This window comes from Bartonella taylorii 8TBB (assembly GCF_902825155.1).
GTDB classification, from domain to species: Bacteria; Pseudomonadota; Alphaproteobacteria; order Rhizobiales; family Rhizobiaceae; genus Bartonella; species Bartonella taylorii_A.
Window position 1 is genome coordinate 43586 of record NZ_CADEAG010000008.1, and the last position, 20730, is coordinate 64315.

Consider the following 20730-nt stretch of genomic DNA (forward strand, 5'->3'; position numbering starts at 1 on the left):
TATAAGAAGCTTTTTAATTGCTTCTTTTCTTTCATAAACCACTCCGTAATGAGATATGAAGCAACACGTATAGTAATTATAAGCATTTGTAATGCCTGTAATCATTGCAATTTGCCAGTAAGCAAAAACAACATAGATTCAATGAACGAATTGCACTCTCATCATTCTTAAATCACCAGAAAAGTGAAGAAAGCTTTGATACAATTGCTGTGCGTTTAAAACAATGCCAATAGAAATACTCAAAAAAACAACCCTTTACATCCCAACAAAACAAAAATTGAGATAACCCTCTTGAGAACTACCACAATTACATCAAAGACTGTGAGAGCATAAAACAGCACAAAGGAAAGAAGCAATACCAATAGATATGATAAAGGATTTCTTTTACGTACTTGCAAGAGAGTAAGTTTTATAAAGCACCAATATCAGTAAACGCATTATTTATTTTTGTCCCCCCTCTCAACATGAGTATAATTTAATAAAACAAAAAAATGTATAGCTAAAAAAATAATTAGCGCTACTATCAAGTTACAATATCTGCTTTTTTATAATAAAATAAGCAAGAAAAAATTCACATTTAAAAACAATATCAACACAATTTTATGAAAGAAATCTGCCTATTTATTCAGATGCTATACAAGGAGCAATCGATATTACGTTTAGGCAAATCCGTGTCATGAAAGTGATTTATTATACGCAAATGTTTTGTTGATGAAATTTATCTTGTACACTTGCAACTTGCAGAAAACATTAATCTTAGCAAAAAAACATACCCTTTTCCCTCACCAGCAGAAATAAAATAGCAAATGTTTTGTACCCTCTTCGCTCCAAAAGAAGAAGCTTCCTCCTCTCTTCACCAATTTGTAATCAGATTGCCTTCGCTCGAGTACGTTCCACTTACTGCCCCTTTAAAAGTGATTTACTTCTAAACGCACTTAATTCACTTCTAAACTCTCTGGGCGAATCCTACCCTAAATATTTTCAACTTTACACTTCCATACTTGCTTAATACAAAAAACTGAAATTAGGCAGAGAAGACATTGCTTTTAATATGCATGAATGCGCCACCTATCAACGTCCTAAAAGACAATGTTGTACGGCATTTCCGGTAAAATTACGGACGAGCTTTAGACAAATTAAATCGGATATACGCACCTTTATTTATTTGAATGCCACAATTGCCTTCTTTTCATTATCACGAGAATATATCGCACAACAATGTCCACTGCGCATTTACACAACCCAATATTTACCTTCTCACGATAATAGGATTATACGATGGTTCCTATCCAATCCAAAAACAACAAGCCAATACAAGATTTACTGAATTCAGCTTTTTAAAAAGATGCAAACAAACAAAGCAAATCCGGCACACTGCACAATCATAATATATCCCACCAGAGTTTTATATTTATGACCTCTGCTTCCTAGGAGAATAATCAAGTCAATAAAAACTTATTATCGTATATCATTTTTTACACTTTTCCGTATTTCTGTGAAAGCAATTCGCGCACTTCATCTGCTATTTTTGTTCCACGACTTGCGCAACTCATCTTAATCAAACGATGCAAACTTTCCGGCACATCAATGGTGAGACGCTTCATACCTCCATCCATGGTTCCTTTGTGGTTTCCTACCCACGCATCAGCTGTTAAAGGAATTGATTTATTGGTTGGCTTCGTACCAATCTTAATTTTTTTGCTCATAGTTCTAGCTCCTTAATTTCTGCTGCAACAGCTTCAATCTCTGCTGCTGCTGGTCCTTGCTTATCCACTTCATAAACAGCCTTCCCCTGTGCCGCAGCTTCCGCAAAAATCACGCGCTGCGCAACGCTGGCAGAAAGAACATGTACTGGATATACTCCAAGAGCTTCGCCCACATCACGCCCTATCGCTGTATTGACTATTTTACGATTAATAACAAAAGCAGATTTCAGATTTTCTTTATAAACACGCGCTTCATCAATAAGCTTCACAATTCCATCAGCTGCCCAAATATCATATGGACTAGGCTGTACAGGAATGAGCACCAAATCGGAAGCCATAAGAGCACTACGAGCAAGATCTGTCACGCGTGGAGGACCATCAATAACGATATGATCATAATTATAGCCAATCTGTGTAATTTCTTTGTGAACCGTTGCACGCGGCAAACCAACAACTGAAAACAAAGGATCACCTTCACGAGCAGCAGCCCAATCCAATGCACTCCCTTGCGGGTCAACATCAATAAGCAACACACGTGCTCCGGTACGTGCAAAGCTAGCAGCAAGATTCACGCTCAACGTGGTTTTCCCTACACCCCCCTTTTGATTCAGGACTCCAATGATCATTAATTACGCCTTTCAGTTTTATCGTTTTTACGATTATACAGAAAATAACAAAGTAGGCAAGCATCTAACACACGCAAAACAATCACCTCTCTTATTTTACGAGAAAAGCTACAAACACCTACTCTATACAGCATCCATTAAATACTTGAAGCATCCTTATCCTTCGCCACAGCTAATACAATTAAAAAATCAATCCTTCCCTAAAACCCTCGGGCAGAAACACCATCGTACAGTACAAACAAAGGATGCCAACATAACCAGATGCGAAAAAGTATCATTATATTAACTACCCTGCGTGTTGCACCTACCCTTGCATTAAGACAATTCACCAAAAAGCATATAGAATACTTTTAAAACAGTTTTTGTTCACGTGCACATCTCTTTTTTAACATGGCAAGTAAAGGATTTTTTTTATTGATATAAGGGAGATAAAATATCTTAATAATCGTGGCTCATTTTTTTCCAACGAGATCTATTTTTCTCGACAAAGAGAACATTTTTGTTATCATCAAAAAATTTCACCTTAATAATATAGCATAGCAGAAAAAATCATGTAGCTATAGCTATGAGGACAAACAAAGATGAACTTACAACAAATTGGCCCTGATATTTTTATCAGCGCCCAAATCAGCGTTGAAAATATCAAAGCATTAGCACAAGCTGGCTTTAAAACAATTATCTGTAACCGCCCCGATCAAGAAGATCCTCATCAACCTGATTTTTCCACCATTAAAGCAGCAGCACACGAATATGGCATAAAAGCACATCATATTCCTATTGTACCACCTACCATACAAAAATCAGATGTTGAAACCATGAAAACAATTTTAAAATCAGCATCTGTACCTCTTCTTGCTTATTGCCACCACGGAACACGTTCAATGCACCTTTATCGTTTAGCCTGTCTTTAATCACGAGTCTTAACGGATCAGAAAGAAATAAACGGTAAATTTTTGAACTATAATAAAAGCCATAAAATTTCATAAGTTTCTGAAAAAGATAAAGATCATGCTTAAATCAGATCTCCATACATTCGTTTCCCCCTCGAAACAACGAAAAACACATATCTTCCATGATGTCTTAGAGTATATTTTCGTGATTATAGTCAGTTTAAGTGCTATCGTTGGCGCTCTTATATCTTTTTCAGATCAACTGAAGGCATATTTTTAAAAGTAAGCAATCGATCTAACTGCGACAATGGTTGTATTGCCGCCAAAATTGCTTTTGCTGCTTCTTCATCACGTTGCATTTGCGCAATCAAAGGCTCAAGACCATCAAATTTTTCTTGCCCTCGTAAAAACTGTAAGAAAGAAACGGTACAACTTTCTCCATAAAGATCATCGTTAAAATCAAACAAATAAGTTTCCAGAAGCGGTGCGCCATCTTTAACAACCGTTGGACGACAACCAAAACTTGCAACCCCATCATGCAAAACACCGTTAGCACGACGCAATCGTACTGCATAAACCCCATGCGCCAAACTAACTTGAGGAGATAACATCTGGTTAGCGGTAGGAAACCCTAAAAGGCGTCCGAGTTTTTCGCCTTGGATAACATTTGAGCGTACCCGATAACGATACCCCAATAAATGGGCTGCTGTTTCCACCTGACCTTGTGAGAGAAGCTTACGAATAGAACTAGAAGAAATGACCAACTGTTGGAGATCTTTCGTACTAGAGACGCAAGGAACTTGCACAACCTCAAATCCATATTCTTCTCCCCTTTGACAAAGAAGGTGTAGATTTCCACTTCTCTGATGACCAAATTGAAAATTTTCACCCGTTACCACAACGGAAACATCAAAAGCTTGTTTTAAAATCACATGGATGAATTCATCCGCTGAAAGAGCCGCAAAATGGGCATCAAATGGCTGTTCAATCACCCCATTAAACCCGAGAATTTTAAAAATTTCTGCTTTTTCAGCAGCTTCTGTCAAGCGATCAACAGGAGCTGAGAAGCAAAAAAAACTCCTTGGATGGGGTTCAAAGGTTAAAACAACAGCTGGCCTATTCTTTACGCGCGCTAAATCAAGTGCTTTTTGGAGCACCACCTGATGCCCACAATGAACACCATCAAAGTTTCCAAGTGCTAACACCGCTCCCCGCCAAGCCAAAGGAAGCATATTTGTCCCCTGAAGACGCAAAAAGTTAGACATTACTGAAGGGCCCACATTACCGCTTGTGGCTTATAGCCATGACGTTCAAGAAAAGAGTGCAACGCTTGCTTATCCACCACACCATTTTGCATATAATCATAACGATGAATTCCCCCCATGATATAAAGCGCATCAAGTCCAAAATGAAATGCACCTTTGATATCGGTCAAAAGACCGTCACCAATAGCTAAAACTTGACTTTTTTCCACTTTCCCACGAATTTTTTGAAGTTTTTCAAAAGCACACTCATAAATGGGCGCATGAGGTTTTCCGGCAATGCGCACCTCTCCCCCCAATTGTTGATAAAGGCGCGCCAATACACCAGCGCACCAAAACTCTTTATTTCCATAATGTACAATCACATCGGGATTAGCACAAATAAAAGGCAAATTGCGTGCCCGCATACGAAGAAACATCTCCTCATAAGCAGATGGTTCTTCATCAAGATCTTCAAGAAAACCACTACAAACCACGACAGAGGCTTCCCATTCTTCAACCAGTTCACAATCTAACCCTTCGAACAATATCAAATCACGTTGCTGTCCAATGAAAAAAACTTTCCGCGGAGCAGCGCGAATAAGATCACGCGTCACATCCCCTGAAGTAATAAGTGCATCATAATAATCTCTATGAACATTCATACTTTGTAATTGAGCAATGACATCTTCGCGTGGTCGAGGTGAATTGGTCAAGAAAATGACATTTTTTCCCATCTGTCGAATTTTGTGCAACACGTTCAATGCCGGTTCAAATGCGTGCACACCGTTGTGCACAACACCCCACACATCACAAAAAACAGCATCGTAATGCGCTATAACAGTATCAATATGGGTAAGTTCATTCATGTTGCACCTGTTTATATCTTTGCCATTTTACAAAATTGTCTTTACTTCAAAATCACTTAATCGAAAGAGTATTCTTCTGTCATCTGCTTTCCCAACCCTGTATTTCCCCTCTTAATCGCTTTGCATCGCGTATAGAGATCATGAGAAATGATAAAACAAAAAGCTATCGTTAAAGGGTGCAAAACTTTCAAATGCCTCATATTAAAAGCTTATACTTCTCCAATGCTACTTCTATGCATAAAAACTTTAATTTCAAAAATTATTATATTGATACAGTTTCTGATCTGAAATACTCAAGTTTTTATTTTGAATAACACACGGAAATAAATCTTTTAATAAAGAAGACCCAAAAGAAAAAGTTCTACTTCCCTGAAGAACACGAGCTTACAATGCAAACGAACTTGGATATACAAAATATTTCACCATTGTTATATGCAATGCAGTGATTTTGAAACCCCAAAGCACACCATAGATTGCGTGAGATTTTTAATATTAGAGATTTATTCTTGCAAAAAATCTGTTTATTATAGAGCAACAACAAATGATCGCTTCACTTACTTTCTCAATTTTTCTAAAAATCTTTAAGGATCAATGGGATTATAAGTGCCATTGTCTCTTCTCCACTCTTCTGGCTGTTCAAATTGGCTAGACCACAATCCCACTTGTGCTTTTTGAGCCGTGGCTTGCAAGTTTTTATAATCCGCTGGTGAGGGAAAATTATGCTGATCTTTTGTCAACACCATCATCCCCTCTGCAAGCCCCAAGCGTGCTAGATCAATGCCATCAACAAAACATTGTGCATAATGAATCTGTTGAATAACACGCGTTTGCCGACAAGTAATATTTTTATCGATTGTTTTTGTCACAAGCCACGCAGTAACAAAAGCACCACATGGCCATTTGATTCCATTTCGTGAGGCAAATTGCCGTGTTTCACAGGTTTCAACACCATATAATCGGATATTGCGAACAATTTTTTTTCTCCACCCTTCATCTATAGGCGTAACCATTTTAAAAGTGACACCGCTTGTCACCTGTATAGCACCTGAATAAACTGGCACGTTTTCTTCATAAAATTGTGGCGATAATGATTCTGAATGCGGAGGCTCTTCACGTTGATTAACCTGATCCGTCAATTTTAAATCTGGTTCTTGAACTGGTTCTTGGAACTGTTTTTCCACTGTCTTTTTTATCGTTTGCACAAAAGGATTTTTAATAAAATTTTCAGAAGATTGACTAAAATAAAAAAGTCCTGCAATAATAATATAAATAAAAATCAGGTATTTAAATGATGAACGAAAGGTTTTTTTAAAAAGTATCATTTTGAATATTATAAATATTTTTGCTCATTTCACTAATAAAAAATAATATACTATAAATGAAACAGTAGCGATCATAATTTTTTTAAGTTATACATGATATTAAATTAAACATTGGACAAATTCTATTAATACGCGGGGACATTTCCATGCTAAAAATAAACAATCAATTTAACAACGGTCGTACTTTACAAAAATTAACCTTTTCACAATCACAAAAGAAATGGTTAACGACACTACTTATGTTATTCATTGCCTTCATTGCACTGAGTGAGCCAGCATTTGCAGCAGGTGACTTTGGAAAGATCGAAAGTGCTCTTAAGAAGATAGTGGACGCTCTAACAGGACCCATTGCAAAAGCAATTGCAACAATTGCTGTTGCTGGTGTTGGGCTTGCATGGATTGCCGGTTATGTCGAAATGCGTAAAGCATTTTTTGTTTGTGTTGGCATCGGCATTGTTATGGGCGCATCACAAATTGTTACAATGCTTTCTAATTGATTTGACTCCAGCATTTCAAAATCATGAAAGAGCACGATAAACTAACGGAAGATACGTTGTTTCTTGCCTGTACACGCCCTGCAATGATTGCAGGCGTGACGGTGGAAGCTATGGGATTAAATGCCATGGGAACAATGATATTGTTTATTATGACAGGCAATTTTTTTCTTATAACCTTTGGTGTTACTACGCACTTCATCTTCAAGGAAATTCTCAAGCATGACCATAACAAATTTCGTATTCTTCTGACATGGCAAAAGACATCTATTTTTGCCAGAAATTCGAGTCTATGGGGCGGGGGAAGTATTTCTCCATTACGATTAATTCGTAATTATGAGGAATTACAATGAAGACAACAGAGCGCAAACGTGAAAAGCAGCCAGAGGCGATCATCCCTTACGTGCGCCATGTCAATAAACATATCATTGCGCTAGATTCACGCGCTCTCATGTCCGTTATTAAACTTGAAGGCATTAACTTTGAGACAGCGGATATTATTGATCTGAATGTGCTTCACGAACAGTTAAACAACCTGTTTAAAAACATAGCGGATGAACGGATAGCGCTTTATAGCCATATCATCAGAAAGCGTGAAACCGTTTATCCGGATGGCACTTTTCGCTCGGCATTTGCCAAGCAATTAGATGACAAATACCGTGAACGGATGGTTTCACAGGAGCTGTATCGCAATGATCTTTATCTTTCCATCTTGTGGAATCCCCATGTTGATCAAACGGATAAATTGGTTGATTTTTTTAAGCGTCTGGGAAAAGCCAAACAAGAAAAGACAGAAGTTGATGCAGAGTCCATTCGCAAGCTTGAAGATATCACCACAGACATTATTCAAAATTTAGAGCGCTATGGTGCGAAAAGGCTTAGCCTTTATGAACATGAAGGCAATATTTTTTCGCAGCAAAGTGAGTTTATCCACCAATTGGTGGGAGGTCGTCGTGAACGTATTCCCCTCACATGGGGGACGATAGCGTCGACTGTTTATTCAGACCGTCTTATTTTCGGGAAAGAAGTCATAGAAATACGCACCGAGGCGGGACAGCGTTTTGCTGGAATGTTTGGTTGGAAAGAATATCCAGCAAAAACCAGAGTAGGCATGGCAGATGGTTTGCTGACTCTTCCCTTTGAATTTATTTTTACCCAATCTTTTGTTTTCAAGAGCAAAAACATTGCCAAGCAGATTATGGGGCGCAAACAAAACCAAATGGTCAATTCCGGAGATCGTGCGGGCTCACAAATTGTGGAATTGGATGATGCGCTTGATGATCTTGAATCCAACCGTTTTGTTTTAGGCGAACATCACTTATCCTTGGCGGTCTTTGCTGATACACCGCAAGAGCTTGCAGATAATCTTGCCAAGGCGCGTTCTCGTCTTACAGATGGTGGCGCCGTTATTGCACGGGAAGATTTAGGGCTTGCTGCTGCTTGGTGGGCACAACTGCCTGGCAATTATGCCTATCGCACACGCTCTGGTGCGATAACAAGCCGCAACTATGCAGCCCTTTCTCCATTTCATTCTTTTCCGGTTGGAAAAATAGATGGCAATGTGTGGGGACCAGCGGTAGCTTTGATGAAAACCTCTGCCGGCTCACCCTTTTATTTTAACTTTCACTTTGGTGATTTAGGCAATACGTTTGTGTGTGGACCGTCGGGTTCTGGAAAAACGGTGATTGTCAATTTTCTTTTAGCACAACTTCAAAAGCATGATCCGAATATGGTCTTTTTTGACAAAGACCGTGGTGCAGAACTTTTTGTCAGAGCGGGCGGTGGCACCTATATGCCGCTAAAAAATGGCAAGCCGACAGGGATAGCACCGCTAAAAGGCTTAGATTATGACAATCCAGCAGATAGAGTGTTTTTACGGCAATGGATTACCAAACTTGTTTCTGCTGAGGGTCAAAAAATTAGTGAATCGGAAAGGCAAGATATTGCTGCGGCGGTTGACCAACTTGCCTTATTGCCCAAGGAACAACGGACAATTTCTGCCTTACAAATGTTTTTTGATACCACGCACAGGGAGGGGATATCGGGTCGTTTAGAGAGATGGTGTAAAGGCAATGCCTTGGGGTGGGTTTTTGACAATCCTGATGATGATATAGGCATTGATGCAAAATTTATCGGCTATGATATGACGGACTTTTTGGACAATGAAGAAATTCGTCCTCCCTTAATGATGTATCTCTTTCATAGAATTCTTTCTCTCATTGATGGGCGTCGCATTATCATTGTCATTGATGAATTTTGGAAAGCCTTAGAAGATGATTCCTTTAAAGCCTTTGCACAAGATAGGCTGAAAACAATTCGTAAACAAAATGGCTTGATGTTGTTTGCCACGCAAAGCCCCAAAGATGCAATCAACTCGACAATTGCCCACACCATTATAGAACAATGCCCAACACAGATTTATTTTCCCAATCAAAAGGGCAATCATGGGGATTATGTAGAGGGTTTTAAATTATCAGACAGGGAATTTAACCTGATACAAACAGAATTAAGCCGTGAGTCACGGCGTTTTCTTGTCAAACAAGGTCAAAGTTCAGTTGTAGCAGAGCTGAATCTACGTGGTTTTGATGATGAAATAGCGATCTTAAGCGGTACCACCAAGAATATTGAACTCCTAGAAACCATTATGGATGAAGTTGGTGAATCTCCAGAAAAATGGCTTCCTCTTTTTCAAGAAAGGTCAAAACAATGAAAAAACTTTTATTGGCAACAGCCATCTGTGCAGCTTCATTTGGCTTTCAAACAAATGCATTCGCACAAATGCCTACATTCGATTTAAAATCTTTTATGCAAGGGGGAAAGCAACTTGACGAATTGAGGAAACAATTCGAACAAGGCAAACAACAGCTTGAGCAATTAAAGAGCCAACTCGATCAAGCGAAACAATTATATAACTCCTTAAATGTCAAGCCTGACATCTCGGGATTGAAAGACATGTTTAACAAGCAAGGGAGCAGTGGCGCCCTTCCTTCAGATTTTAACCACTTTCAACAATCGATGGGCAGCGGCGGCGGCGGCGGTGGCGGCAGCAGCAGCAGCAAAAACGCGCAAAAATGGCAAGAAGAGCTCGTATACAAAGAGCCCGCGGGGGGCGCAGGATCAAAAGAAGCAGTAGATGCTTTTTACGCACAGGAAGTGAAAAAAGCGCAACAGAACACGGTAGGACAAGCAGCAAAAGGCCAAGACGTCTACGAAGAAGCCAGTGAAACACAAAAAAGCATTAACAAGCTCCTTGACGAACTTGGAAGTACTGAAGATGCGGGTAAAATTCAAGGCATTCAAGCAAAATTAGCAGCGGTACAAGCAGACCTGCAAGCAAAAATACTCCAAATGCAAGCCGCCATGATGATCCAACAAGCAGAAGACAAAGCTAGGGAAGAACGTGAAGATGCAGAATTTAGAGCACGTTACAAAGATTATGCAAAAAAACTGCGTGGTCAATAAACAGGAAAAAAGAGGGACTTGAACATGAAGAAAATCGTCATAACAACATTGCTACTTTGCACAGGGCTCATCACAGCTGGGTGTGAAAAAACCTACAGCGTCGCAGAATTTAAAAAAGATAAAAAATTGATGGAAGAGTGGAATGCTAAATGTGGATTCGCAGGAACTGCCAAAAATTGTGAAAACCTAAGATTAGCACAACTTGAACTTGAACAGGAATATTACCATAACCTTGCGAATGAACTTCTTGACGATAAACAAGAATCTGAAAAGAAACAGGACAATAAATAATGAATAAAGTTCTCATAACAACATTGCTACTTTGCACAGGGCTCATCACGGCTGGATGTGAAAAAACCTATAGCGTCGCAGAATTTAAAAAAGATAAAAATTTACGCTTAGAGTGGGATGCTAAATGTGGATTCGCAGGAACTTCAAAAAATTGTGAAAATCTAAGATTAGCATTTTTAGAACTTCAGAAAGAAGCTGAAGTAAAAGAAGCAGAAAGAAGGCGTAAAGTTGCAGAGGAGAATAAAAAACGTATGGAAGAATTTATGGCTAAACAAAAAGCTGATCTTGAAAAAATGGAGGCTCAGACTAAAAAAAAGCTAGCAGAACAAAGAGCGAAAGAACGCGCTGAAGAAGAACAAAATAACAATTAAATTATAAAAATACACAACGAATAGCGGAGTATCTAAAGGCAATGGACTTCAAAAACATATTTACTAATATAGACAAGATGTTGATGAATCCTCTTACAAAGACAATGGATAGCACCACTACATACCGCTATTGCGCTTTATCTGCTCAACTTAAAGAGCTTTGTGCATTTTATAATATATTTATGGCAACATTATGTCTGCGCTCTAGATTTATCATCACTGGTTATAAAAAACCAGAACATAGCAGAATTTTAAAATTGTGCTCAAACCTCAAAAACTGAAAGAAAGAAGGGGAATTAATCGTGAATAAAGTCATTATCACCATATTGCTGCTTTGCACTGCAATTGTCACTGCTGGGTGTGAAAAAACCCATAGCGTAGCAGAATTTAAAAAAGATAAAAAATTGATGGAAGAGTGGGATGCTAGGTGTGGATTAGCAGGAACTTCAAAAAATTGTGAAAATCTAAGATTAGCAGAAGATGAACTTGAGAAAGAATATAAGCAAAACGCTGAAGAAAGAGCTCGTAAACGTAGAGAGGAGCGAGAGAAAAAGCAAAAAGAAGAGAAAGCTGAATATGAAAAATGGAACGCTAAACAAAAACAGGATAACAATTTTGACCCATAAATGAAATCATTGTCACAACCAGAAATAACTACATTTGCAAAATTAGATAGAACGGACATATAATGGCTAAAAGTATAGACCCGTTTACCACAATAGACAACGGTATAATGGAACCCCTTAAAAAGGTGATGGGTAACAGCATTACACATCTTTCAACATCTTTAGGGGGGCCTCTTAAGGTATCTTGTACATTATACATTATATTTATTGGTTACAATGTCATCTATGGACGTTCTTCCATGCCCTTATGGGACTTTATAGCAACAACTTTCAAACTTGGCATCATTGTTGCACTCACAACAAATGCTGCTCACTATAATACATGGGTTACAAATATATTTTTCAGTGATCTGCCAAATGCCATTGCAAATGTCACACAAGGAGCTCACTCGGATAAAAATGTATGGGATAATTTGTTGCAAAATGCTGCTGCACACGCTTTTGATGCAGCAAGCAATACACCAGGCCGTAAAATCGGTACGTTTATTGCCAACTGGATTGCTGGTTGTATCTGCTATGTAGTTGCTATTATAGTTTGTACAATCGGTTTTATCGTCTCAATGTTGGCTAAGCTTGGTTTATTTCTTGTCATATCAGTGGGACCACTTTTTATAAGCCTTTATATGTTTTCATCAACAAGGCGTTTTACAGAAGCGTGGTTAAACCAAACAGCAAACTTCATCATTTTACAGGTATTAGTAGTGCTACTTGGTGGTCTGTATATCAAGATTGCAACGAATATCTTTTCAGGAGACATGGAAGATATTTTGTTTTCCTTACTTAACTTTATGGCTGTCGGCATCTGTGGGATTTACCTTTTCTTCCATTTACCTGGTATTGCTTCCGCTTTAGCCTCTGGGGGAGCCTCCCTTACAGGAGCAACAAAATTAGGCGCAGACTCAGCAAAAACGGCTTGGAAAGGTGCTAAAAAGTTAGAAAGAATGTTCGGAAAAATAATGGCTAAAATGTTTGGGAAAGGATAATAGGATAGTGTTAAAAAAAATTGGGGTAATTTTATCGCTGATCCTCTTGAGCGGTTGTATGTCTTCACCAAACACCTTGAAGTCATTACCAAAATGCAATGGATATTCTAAGCGACCATTAAACAAATCAATGTGGAATTGGGAAGGGAAAACGCCCTCTCCCACTCCCATCATCATCAGCAACAATAAAGACATAAAAGCATCAGTCAAAGAGGGCAAATTCGAAACGCTTCTCGCACAAAAATTAACTGATGAAGAAATGAAATCCTACAAAGATTGCGGGCAAAAAGCATGAAAGAAAAAGACGTAGAACAATACATCGCCGAAGCGCGCTTGTTTGATCAAGACCGTATGCTCGCCTCACGTCGCATCACCCGCGCCTCACTCACCATTGCCGCGATAGCCGTTATCGTCGCGATACTGTCCTCCATCGCGGTCATCACCCTCACCCCGCTCAAAACCGTTGAGCCCTTCGTCATCCGTGTAGACAATTCAACCGGCATCGTCGAAGTGGTAGAAACCTTAAAAGAAGGCCCAACAAATGTCGACGAAGCGATCACCCGCTATTTCGCCGCAAAATATGTTCGCTCCCGTGAAGGCTTTGAAGCCGAAGAGATACAACATAACTTCCAAACCGTCTCCCTGCTCTCTTCTCCCGAAGAGCAAGAAAGATTTGCCAGCTGGTATGGAGCAAGAAATCCACAAAGCCCTCAAATTCTCTATAAAAACGCTAGCGTCACGGTCACGATAAAATCAATCTCCTTTATCAATCAAGATGTCGCACAAGTGCGTTATTACAAAACCGTCCGTGACAATGATAAAAACAGAGAATTTATCACGCACTGGGTTTCAACCCTCACCTTTGAATATATCAACGCTCCAATCTCTGTACAAAACCGTTTGATAAATCCTCTTGGCTTTATTGTTAATGAATATAGAACCGATCCAGAAGTGGTCAACTGATCCATGAAAAAAAAATTCCTTCTTCTTTTTTTAAGTGCTGTCGCCTTTTCTCCTGCCCCCTTGGGCCATGCCAGTATTTTTCCCACCCGTGCTCCCAACGATAGCCGCATTCGCTTTATCAATTATGATGCTTATAATGTCACAAAAATTATTGGCTCCATACGCTCATCGGTGCAAATAGAATTTTCCGCTGATGAAGAAATTGCTCATGTCGCTATTGGCAACAGCGTGGCATGGGAAGTTGCACCCGCTGGCAATATTCTTTTCCTCAAAGCACGAGAAGTGCAACCTATTACCAATCTCCAAGTCGTCACCACGCGCCGCGATGGCTCAAAGCGGTCTTATCAATTCGAACTAACGGTGAAAGATGGAGAAATTTCAACAGCACAAGAAACATATTTCCTCGTAAAATTTCGCTACCCACAAGACGAAGCAGAACAAAGAAGGCTTGCAGCACTTTTGCGACAAGAAAAAAAACAAGCACAACATATTGATGGTATTTTTGATACTTATGAAACCTACGGACCACGCAATTGGGCTTATACGGCACAAGGCTCTGTTAACCTTGAACCATCCTCCGTTTATGACAACGGAAAAACCACAACATTTACCTTCCCAGACAATCAAGAAATCCCTGCCATTTATATTGTAAACAGTGACGGTACAGAATCCCTTGTCCCCAAAACCACCAAGGGAAATATGGTCATTGTCCATGCCATTAGCTCCCGATTCACCCTAAGATACGGGAGAAATGTTTTATGCGTCTTTAATGAAGCCTATCAACAAAAAGGCACAAATCCAGGAACCGGAACAACCTCACCATCTGTTGAGCGCAAAATCGCATCAGATCTTTAAAGAAGCGGGAATAAAGGGGGACACACCTATGAGTGATAAAACAGTTACAGAAGATCGTGGTGCAATTGGCGATAAACGCAACAATATCTCACAAAGCCTTGGCAAAAAAATAGTTATCATGATAGCCTGTATAGGATTTTGTGGCTATGCGCTTTGGAATATCCTCTCAACCCCCACCACCACAACAACAAAAGACACAGCAAAACCTCATAAAAAAGAGGAAAAAAACTTTCACAATTCCCTCGCCCCCTTAGAATTAGCGCCCTCTGAACCTCACGCAAAAATTGGCACAATTACCTTACCACCACCACAACCACTCACACCAGAACCTCTTAAAAATGATCCCCTACTTGATGCAGCAAGACGTGCTCCTGTTCTCGCTTTTGCCAAAGGCTCTCAATCTCAGTTACAAAACCTCGTCAGCAATAATCTTACCAACGCATTTGACAAATTCAATACACTGGAAAATCTCGCGAATGCGCAAAATTCTCCTGCTCTTCAAGCAACGAAAAATTTTTCTACCCTTTTAAAACCGACCACAACAGAAGACACAAAAGCAAGTTTCATAGGCAATAGAAACTTTATCATCGCCATGGGAACATCTATTCCCTGTATCTTAGAAACGGCATTAAACAGTGACCAACCTGGCTTTGCAAGCTGCATCATTAACCGTGATATCCTCTCTGACAATGGTCGCGTTGTTCTGCTTGATAAAGGAACCCAAGTTGTTGGTGAATACCGCGGTGGAATAAAACAAGGGCAATCTCGCCTCTTTGTCCTCTGGACAAGAGCCAAAACCCCAACGGGTGTCATCATCCCCCTTGCCTCACCAGCAACCGATAGTTTAGGCAGAGCCGGTTTCGATGGCAACATTGACACGCATTGGTGGGAACGCTTTGGCTCTTCCCTTTTACTCACCGTTATTGATGGTGTCACAACAAACCTCACCAATAGAATGCAAAAAAAATCCAATAAAGCAGGTGCAAACAACTCTGCGGGCGGTGGTTTTGAAGGCGCAGACAACGTAGGAAAAGATACTGCCAGTATTGCCCTTGAAAATCAAATCAACATCCCTCCTACCCTAGAAAAATTTCAAGGCGAACTTGTCAACATTTTTGTAGCAAGAGACTTGGACTTTTCATCCGTTTATAAACTTGCCGTCAAGGAAAGAAGAAACAAAATCTTCCCACGCTCTATTCCAAGAAATTTCTTTCACCACTCTCAAAGGTAGCACAAATAAATTATGGCCACAGCAAAAAATACAGAACGCGCTTCCATCGTCTTAACGAAATTAAAAATATTAGAGAACTATCTGAATGACGACAATTTATTCGAAATTGTTATCAATCGCCCTGGTGAAGTGATCGTTGAAGGCCCCAATGGTTGGCAAACCCACATCCTGAAAGATTTAACATATGGTGAATTAGAAGGGATTGCAAAAGTCGTCGCGGCTTATACAACACAGAAGATTAGCGTAGAAAATCCAGTTCTCTCCGCAACACTGCCCAACAATGAACGCATACAAATTGTTATGCCTCCAGCAGTCGCACCAAATACAATCAGTATGACAATTCGTAAACCTTCATCACGCACTTTTTCTCTTGAAAGTTTACATGAAAACAATCTGTTTTCTGTCACCCAAAACACCAGTTTCACACCCACGCAACAAATGACAGAACGGTTATCCGAACTCTCTGATACAGACAAAGAGCTAACAGATCTCTTTATCGCTAAAGATTTTTGCACCTTTTTAGAAAGAGCCGTTATCACACAACAAAATATCTTAATCTCTGGCAAAACCGGTTCAGGGAAAACAACCCTCTCTAAAGCTTTAATTGCAAAAATCCCTGACTATGAACGGATTCTCACCATAGAAGATACTCCAGAACTTGTTGTTCCACATTCAAATAAAGTGCAACTCTTTTACTCAAAAGACAACCAAGGACTAGCAAAAGCAGGCGCAAAAGAACTACTTGAATCCGGATTACGTATGCGCCCCGATAGAATACTTTTACAAGAATTGCGTGATGGTACAGCTTTTTACTATATCCGCAATGTCAATTCCGGTCACCCAGGTTCAATCACCACGGTTCATGCCTCCACAGCGCTTGCAGCCTTTGAACAAATGACTCTGCTTGTGAAAGAAAGTGAAGGAGGTGGGAATTTAGCACGAGAAGATATCCGTGGCCTATTAATCTCGATGATTGATGTCATCATTCAATGTAAACGCCTCGAAGGAAAATTCCGTGTGACCGAAATTTACTACGATCCCTTTAAGCGCCGAGACGCTTTCTAAAAACATTAAAAGTCAATTATACAAATCCGAACACATCGCTATACGCTCAAATCATCATTGATAACCACTCATTTTGTAAATTAAAGCTAACCTAGCTTAATATGTATATTCCAAAAACCCGTACCAATTTTCTTTAAGTGAAAAATTTCTGTAACATAAAGGTAATGGTTCTCTTTTCTGCAACAAGAGCATTACTTTTCTAACTTTCTTTTATTTTCATATATCTTTGCAAGACCAGCTTCACCTATTGACCTTTATACTTTATAGATTTTAGCAAACTCTGCTCAGATAAGCTGGCGTATCTCCAACAACAAAACAAGCTAACTCAAGAGCGCTCACAACCATAATCAATGAGATTCTGACGGATGAGTACAAACATTAAATCAAAATTACCAAAATGTGCTGCAATTGATGCCTTTATCATTTCCTTTTGCTCAATACCCTTCCAGCTGATATGATACCCAGCTTCACGAGCAAGTTGCCCCATAAATTCACGAAGAGTCCGCCCATTCCCCTCTCGAAACGGATGCAACGCATTCAACTCGCCCATATAATATCCAGCCCTGTGGCTAAATTCATCAGCGTCAAGACCACGCAGATACTGTTCTTTTGCAAGCTGTTGTGTAATCTTCGGTGCATAACTTTCAATCTGATTATAACTAGCAAACATACTATTGCCTTTGGCGATATCCACTAAACGAACGTGTCCCGCCCATTCATATATGTCACCAAACAGTTTTCTATGGATCTCTTTCATGTGATTGAGATCAAACTCACCACCAATAGGAGTAAGTATAAGTTCAAGAGATCTTGCATAAGTAATGGTAGATTCTACACGCTGCAGCGTGGCTTTGTCTTTAATACCAAACCGATTATACATCACACCAGTTTCAGGATCAGTATAAGGATCACCACTCCCCTTATACTTCTCCACGTTTTACCCGTTCCATATAATCTTTGATGATATCACTTATTTCAAGCTCTCCGATAATATAACGCTCTACTTGAGCAACGATCTGCGGATCTGGTTCCAACCCCTCTAAATGTTGGCTTGCTAATGCATTTTCAGCATAGAGGCGACGCAGCTTAATTTCCTCTTCACTCAACATATCAAAATCTCCTCTCGCACCTATTATAGAGCGCAAATCGCGCTAAAGAAGCAAGGTTTTTAATGCTTTAACTTCTTTCACCGCGTAACATCTTTTGACATCGTATACGCTATTGCATTGTTTTGCTCTTGCGCACGTCTCTGTTGCAAAAATTTTATAACCGTTTTAAGCGCGTTCATAAAATTTTTATCATGAGACTATTTTTGAAGGAGAGCCGTTGAAAAATCAACGTCTTTTATAGACTATATCCTATCGACAGCACTTATTTAAAGCACTTTGAAGCCTTGAAAAATTCTTGATTAACTTGCCTCTGCTATCCTTGAGTAAGATCACAGAGTGCTTCGACATTTTGCATATCAATAATAGCTTCTTTAGAGAGAAAAGGTCCCTCCACCTTTCAATCTCTCACGTCGACGTGTAAGCCTATCCATATGATATTCATAGAAGTTTTTATAACCTGATAAGTTTTAAAAATCTTTGGCATATTGATTTTTTTCTGGTAAATAAAAATAGATATTCAAAAATTACGAAAATATTAAAACAGAATATAAATTGAAATGGGGAAGAGCAGATAACATTGATTGATCTTAATAACACCTCAACAATATATCATATCGCAGCATAGACAGTGAACTGATTTCAAGAACAAGGTAGTCTCTCTTTTCAAACCAACCTATTCAAATCATCACGTGCTAAAAGATATCAGTTTTTCCCTTTTTTCAGGGCAATCACTAGCCATAGTTTGACCTAATGGAACGCGTAAATTGACATCGATTAAAATTACTTTCTGGTCTACAATATGCTGATGAGACATGCGTTAAAGCCCTTGTTGTTGATCCTTATAAAGCGAAGAAAGATCTATTCAAGTTTTTGGACGTGGTATTTGATCACAAGAATTGTTTATGGTGGGATTCACCTCTACGCTACAGTCTAGATATGACTCAACCCTTATATGACCTTGAACGGGGCTCCTTTATCCATGAACCTTAAAGAGATCGTTGAGTTGCTGAATCTCGAGCATGCGCATTTTTAAAAAGGGTATCTCCCTCTTCACTCTAGTAACTCTATCTTTATTGTAGAGCGCTTTCTTTAATTATATATGGTATGCACTTAATATACCCGCTATAAATGCTTAGTATCTGTTATAAATCCCTAAAGGTATGTTTTTATATCCAAAATCTCAACGTTTTACCAACTCCACAAAAAAATAACGCTATGCAATTCTCTCGTGATCATAATCCTCAATCTGGTGAAGATGAGACAAACAATATGATTGCGAATATAATTTTAAAAGCTCATCTGAAATGGAAAAATCATAAAAATTTCTGCTATAAAAATTAAAGAAGCCGCTATCCGTTGAACAGTAACTTCTTTATTTTGAGATTTATGTATAACACTTTACTGTTGGAGGACGTATTTATTAAAATGCATGATCACGATCTGTAGAGGTTAATTCTTCATCAAAAAACTTTTTAGCTTGTTCTTCTTATTGGGCTTTACGTTTTTCCTCTTCACTTTTACCACAACCTGTAACACTCAATCCTATAGTCAATAGAGCCATGCATATTAAAAGAATTTTTTTCATTTTACCCCTCTATAAATATCTCATCTGTTAACATCATCTCTCAAGAAGCGTCTTGGATTCTTCATACTGCATGAAGAATAGATTTTATCATCACTTTCTTGCTTTCACAGTGAACACTATGAGTAAAATAATATAAAAAAGGCTTATGACAGCCATCGTATAAGTTTGTCATAAAATACAATAAGAAGGAAAGAGCCAAAACTAACTACAAATGACGAAATTACAATGTTTATTAGTGCTTTTGACCAACCCATTGATAAAATCATAATGGGAACTGTAATCAATCCTATAAAACCCATAACCGTTATAATGACTAGTATCACTATTAATGGAATACGAAGCCATAAAAGGAAAAAACACTAATCCCTTTTTTCCTATTTGTATCTTGGTCACGGTCCCCCCCTAACGCTTGAATGAAAATATTTGGAAGTGTATAGAAAGACAATTAATGATACAAATCATTTTTACGAAGATTTTTTCGTAAAATCTTCAGGATTCACCTGAGATCCAACATTTGGAAAACTAGCTTTAAATGCAGATAATTTTATATGAGGGCTTCGTAGCATATACTACAGATCGATCTCCTTTAAAAAAGTAAACAGCATCGTCTCAATACTGAAGACACAATTCTGGTTTCCAAAAACTTTGCGACGAATTCTTTTAAGTCATTGTGAAATATTTTATCAGTTATATAAAGCTTTACATCATTTGGGGGGGCCGTTCATTTTTTTCTTTTATCAATTTCACTTTACAAACCTATTTCTTAAGCGTTTTTCATCTTCTCACTTTCTCCTTCAAGAAAAAATACTGAAAAACCTTTTGTCCCCCACAATGATATCCCCCTTCTTTTGGAAAGCTCACAAGTAAAAATAGAGAGGCTCTGTTGAGAGAAAATCTGTCTTAAAAATGCATGTGTCATCAGTTTACCTCAATGAAAGAGATGTAAATATACTCACAGTTTACTCCAATTTGTCCTATGGTCTGTTGCAATTTTATTGGTAAAGTTTTCTCTATAAAGGTTTAAGTAAATATGTCCGTTAC

Annotated in this window: 20 protein-coding genes and 1 pseudogene; 14 read left to right on the forward strand and 7 right to left on the reverse strand. The window is 38.8% G+C overall.

Annotation, left to right across the window (positions count from 1 at the left end):
- Positions 1-1475: 1475 nt before the first annotated feature.
- Positions 1476-1706, reverse strand: a complete 231-nt coding sequence (locus J7R13_RS06895; RefSeq protein ID WP_208432855.1) for a hypothetical protein — start codon at positions 1704-1706, stop codon at positions 1476-1478.
- A complete protein-coding gene (gene parA, locus J7R13_RS06900; protein ID WP_208432854.1) occupies positions 1703-2332 on the reverse strand; it encodes a ParA family partition ATPase in 630 nt (209 codons plus the stop codon). Before parA ends, J7R13_RS06895 begins: the two co-directional genes overlap by 4 nt.
- 581 nt (positions 2333-2913) lie before the next feature.
- Here parA and J7R13_RS06905 point away from each other — a divergent pair.
- The gene (locus J7R13_RS06905; protein ID WP_004861252.1) at positions 2914-3243 is read left to right on the forward strand and encodes a protein tyrosine phosphatase family protein; all 330 of its coding nucleotides are present in this window, start codon (positions 2914-2916) and stop codon (positions 3241-3243) included.
- A 221-nt stretch (positions 3244-3464) separates the two neighbouring features.
- Here J7R13_RS06905 and J7R13_RS06910 read toward each other — a convergent pair whose 3' ends face one another.
- The 3 genes from J7R13_RS06910 to J7R13_RS06920 form a co-directional block, all read right to left on the reverse strand.
- On the reverse strand, positions 3465-4487 hold the full coding sequence (locus J7R13_RS06910; RefSeq protein ID WP_208438035.1) for a bifunctional riboflavin kinase/FAD synthetase: 1023 nt from the start codon (positions 4485-4487) through the stop codon (positions 3465-3467).
- Positions 4487-5332: a TIGR01459 family HAD-type hydrolase gene (locus J7R13_RS06915; protein ID WP_208438036.1), complete on the reverse strand. Its 846-nt coding sequence runs from the start codon at positions 5330-5332 to the stop codon at positions 4487-4489. The genes J7R13_RS06910 and J7R13_RS06915 overlap by 1 nt, the downstream gene beginning before the upstream one ends.
- A gap of 581 nt (positions 5333-5913) precedes the next feature.
- Complete coding sequence (locus tag J7R13_RS06920; protein ID WP_208438037.1) at positions 5914-6654, reverse strand: nuclease; 741 nt, start codon at positions 6652-6654, stop codon at positions 5914-5916.
- Positions 6655-6800: 146 nt separating this feature from the next.
- Here J7R13_RS06920 and J7R13_RS06925 point away from each other — a divergent pair, with 146 nt between their 5' ends.
- From J7R13_RS06925 to virB11, 13 genes and pseudogenes are all read left to right on the forward strand, one after another.
- Positions 6801-7151 (forward strand): TrbC/VirB2 family protein, encoded by a 351-nt coding sequence (locus J7R13_RS06925; RefSeq protein WP_208438038.1) that lies wholly within the window; start codon positions 6801-6803, stop codon positions 7149-7151.
- A gap of 23 nt (positions 7152-7174) precedes the next feature.
- Positions 7175-7501: a VirB3 family type IV secretion system protein gene (locus tag J7R13_RS06930; RefSeq protein WP_208438039.1), complete on the forward strand. Its 327-nt coding sequence runs from the start codon at positions 7175-7177 to the stop codon at positions 7499-7501.
- Positions 7498-9858, forward strand: a complete 2361-nt coding sequence (locus tag J7R13_RS06935; RefSeq protein WP_208438040.1) for a VirB4 family type IV secretion/conjugal transfer ATPase — start codon at positions 7498-7500, stop codon at positions 9856-9858. The genes J7R13_RS06930 and J7R13_RS06935 overlap by 4 nt, the downstream gene beginning before the upstream one ends.
- On the forward strand, positions 9855-10610 hold the full coding sequence (locus J7R13_RS06940; RefSeq protein ID WP_208438041.1) for a TrbJ/VirB5 family protein: 756 nt from the start codon (positions 9855-9857) through the stop codon (positions 10608-10610). The genes J7R13_RS06935 and J7R13_RS06940 overlap by 4 nt, the downstream gene beginning before the upstream one ends.
- Positions 10611-10634: 24 nt before the next feature.
- Positions 10635-10886: pseudogene (locus J7R13_RS06945) on the forward strand (EexN family lipoprotein); the annotation flags it as partial.
- Positions 10887-10900: 14 nt separating this feature from the next.
- A complete protein-coding gene (locus J7R13_RS06950; RefSeq protein WP_208438043.1) occupies positions 10901-11272 on the forward strand; it encodes an EexN family lipoprotein in 372 nt (123 codons plus the stop codon).
- Positions 11273-11574: 302 nt separating this feature from the next.
- Entirely contained in the window at positions 11575-11898 is a 324-nt protein-coding gene (locus tag J7R13_RS06955; protein WP_208438044.1) for an EexN family lipoprotein, read from the forward strand.
- 62 nt (positions 11899-11960) lie between these two features.
- Positions 11961-12881 (forward strand): TrbL/VirB6 family protein, encoded by a 921-nt coding sequence (locus J7R13_RS06960; RefSeq protein ID WP_208438045.1) that lies wholly within the window; start codon positions 11961-11963, stop codon positions 12879-12881.
- 58 nt (positions 12882-12939) lie between these two features.
- On the forward strand, positions 12940-13176 hold the full coding sequence (locus J7R13_RS06965; protein ID WP_208438078.1) for a type IV secretion protein VblB7: 237 nt from the start codon (positions 12940-12942) through the stop codon (positions 13174-13176).
- Positions 13173-13844: a VirB8 family type IV secretion system protein gene (locus tag J7R13_RS06970; RefSeq protein WP_208438046.1), complete on the forward strand. Its 672-nt coding sequence runs from the start codon at positions 13173-13175 to the stop codon at positions 13842-13844. The genes J7R13_RS06965 and J7R13_RS06970 overlap by 4 nt, the downstream gene beginning before the upstream one ends.
- Before the next feature lie 3 nt (positions 13845-13847).
- Entirely contained in the window at positions 13848-14699 is an 852-nt protein-coding gene (virB9, locus tag J7R13_RS06975) for a P-type conjugative transfer protein VirB9 (protein ID WP_208438047.1), read from the forward strand.
- 28 nt (positions 14700-14727) lie between these two features.
- On the forward strand, positions 14728-15930 hold the full coding sequence (gene virB10, locus J7R13_RS06980; protein WP_208438048.1) for a type IV secretion system protein VirB10: 1203 nt from the start codon (positions 14728-14730) through the stop codon (positions 15928-15930).
- A gap of 12 nt (positions 15931-15942) precedes the next feature.
- Positions 15943-16995 carry a P-type DNA transfer ATPase VirB11 gene (virB11, locus tag J7R13_RS06985; RefSeq protein WP_208438049.1) on the forward strand — a complete coding sequence of 351 codons (1053 nt, stop codon included), beginning with the start codon at positions 15943-15945 and terminating at the stop codon, positions 16993-16995.
- Between the two features lie 325 nt (positions 16996-17320).
- Here the strand turns inward: virB11 and J7R13_RS06990 are convergent, their stop codons facing one another.
- Together J7R13_RS06990 and J7R13_RS06995 are read right to left on the reverse strand one after the other, a co-directional pair.
- A complete protein-coding gene (locus J7R13_RS06990) occupies positions 17321-17929 on the reverse strand; it encodes a Fic/DOC family protein (protein ID WP_208438050.1) in 609 nt (202 codons plus the stop codon).
- Entirely contained in the window at positions 17916-18104 is a 189-nt protein-coding gene (locus J7R13_RS06995) for an antitoxin VbhA family protein (protein ID WP_208438051.1), read from the reverse strand. The genes J7R13_RS06990 and J7R13_RS06995 overlap by 14 nt, the downstream gene beginning before the upstream one ends.
- Positions 18105-20730 lie beyond the last annotated feature (2626 nt).

Coding starts and splice junctions, on each gene's coding strand:
- J7R13_RS06895 (WP_208432855.1), bottom strand. CDS start 1,706: ATGAGCAAAAAAATTAAGATTGGTACGAAGCCAACCAATAAATCAATT.
- parA (WP_208432854.1), bottom strand. CDS start 2,332: ATGATCATTGGAGTCCTGAATCAAAAGGGGGGTGTAGGGAAAACCACG.
- J7R13_RS06905 (WP_004861252.1), top strand. CDS start 2,914: ATGAACTTACAACAAATTGGCCCTGATATTTTTATCAGCGCCCAAATC.
- J7R13_RS06910 (WP_208438035.1), bottom strand. CDS start 4,487: ATGTCTAACTTTTTGCGTCTTCAGGGGACAAATATGCTTCCTTTGGCT.
- J7R13_RS06915 (WP_208438036.1), bottom strand. CDS start 5,332: ATGAATGAACTTACCCATATTGATACTGTTATAGCGCATTACGATGCT.
- J7R13_RS06920 (WP_208438037.1), bottom strand. CDS start 6,654: ATGATACTTTTTAAAAAAACCTTTCGTTCATCATTTAAATACCTGATT.
- J7R13_RS06925 (WP_208438038.1), top strand. CDS start 6,801: ATGCTAAAAATAAACAATCAATTTAACAACGGTCGTACTTTACAAAAA.
- J7R13_RS06930 (WP_208438039.1), top strand. CDS start 7,175: ATGAAAGAGCACGATAAACTAACGGAAGATACGTTGTTTCTTGCCTGT.
- J7R13_RS06935 (WP_208438040.1), top strand. CDS start 7,498: ATGAAGACAACAGAGCGCAAACGTGAAAAGCAGCCAGAGGCGATCATC.
- J7R13_RS06940 (WP_208438041.1), top strand. CDS start 9,855: ATGAAAAAACTTTTATTGGCAACAGCCATCTGTGCAGCTTCATTTGGC.
- J7R13_RS06950 (WP_208438043.1), top strand. CDS start 10,901: ATGAATAAAGTTCTCATAACAACATTGCTACTTTGCACAGGGCTCATC.
- J7R13_RS06960 (WP_208438045.1), top strand. CDS start 11,961: ATGGCTAAAAGTATAGACCCGTTTACCACAATAGACAACGGTATAATG.
- J7R13_RS06965 (WP_208438078.1), top strand. CDS start 12,940: ATGTCTTCACCAAACACCTTGAAGTCATTACCAAAATGCAATGGATAT.
- J7R13_RS06970 (WP_208438046.1), top strand. CDS start 13,173: ATGAAAGAAAAAGACGTAGAACAATACATCGCCGAAGCGCGCTTGTTT.
- virB9 (WP_208438047.1), top strand. CDS start 13,848: ATGAAAAAAAAATTCCTTCTTCTTTTTTTAAGTGCTGTCGCCTTTTCT.
- virB10 (WP_208438048.1), top strand. CDS start 14,728: ATGAGTGATAAAACAGTTACAGAAGATCGTGGTGCAATTGGCGATAAA.
- virB11 (WP_208438049.1), top strand. CDS start 15,943: ATGGCCACAGCAAAAAATACAGAACGCGCTTCCATCGTCTTAACGAAA.
- J7R13_RS06995 (WP_208438051.1), bottom strand. CDS start 18,104: ATGTTGAGTGAAGAGGAAATTAAGCTGCGTCGCCTCTATGCTGAAAAT.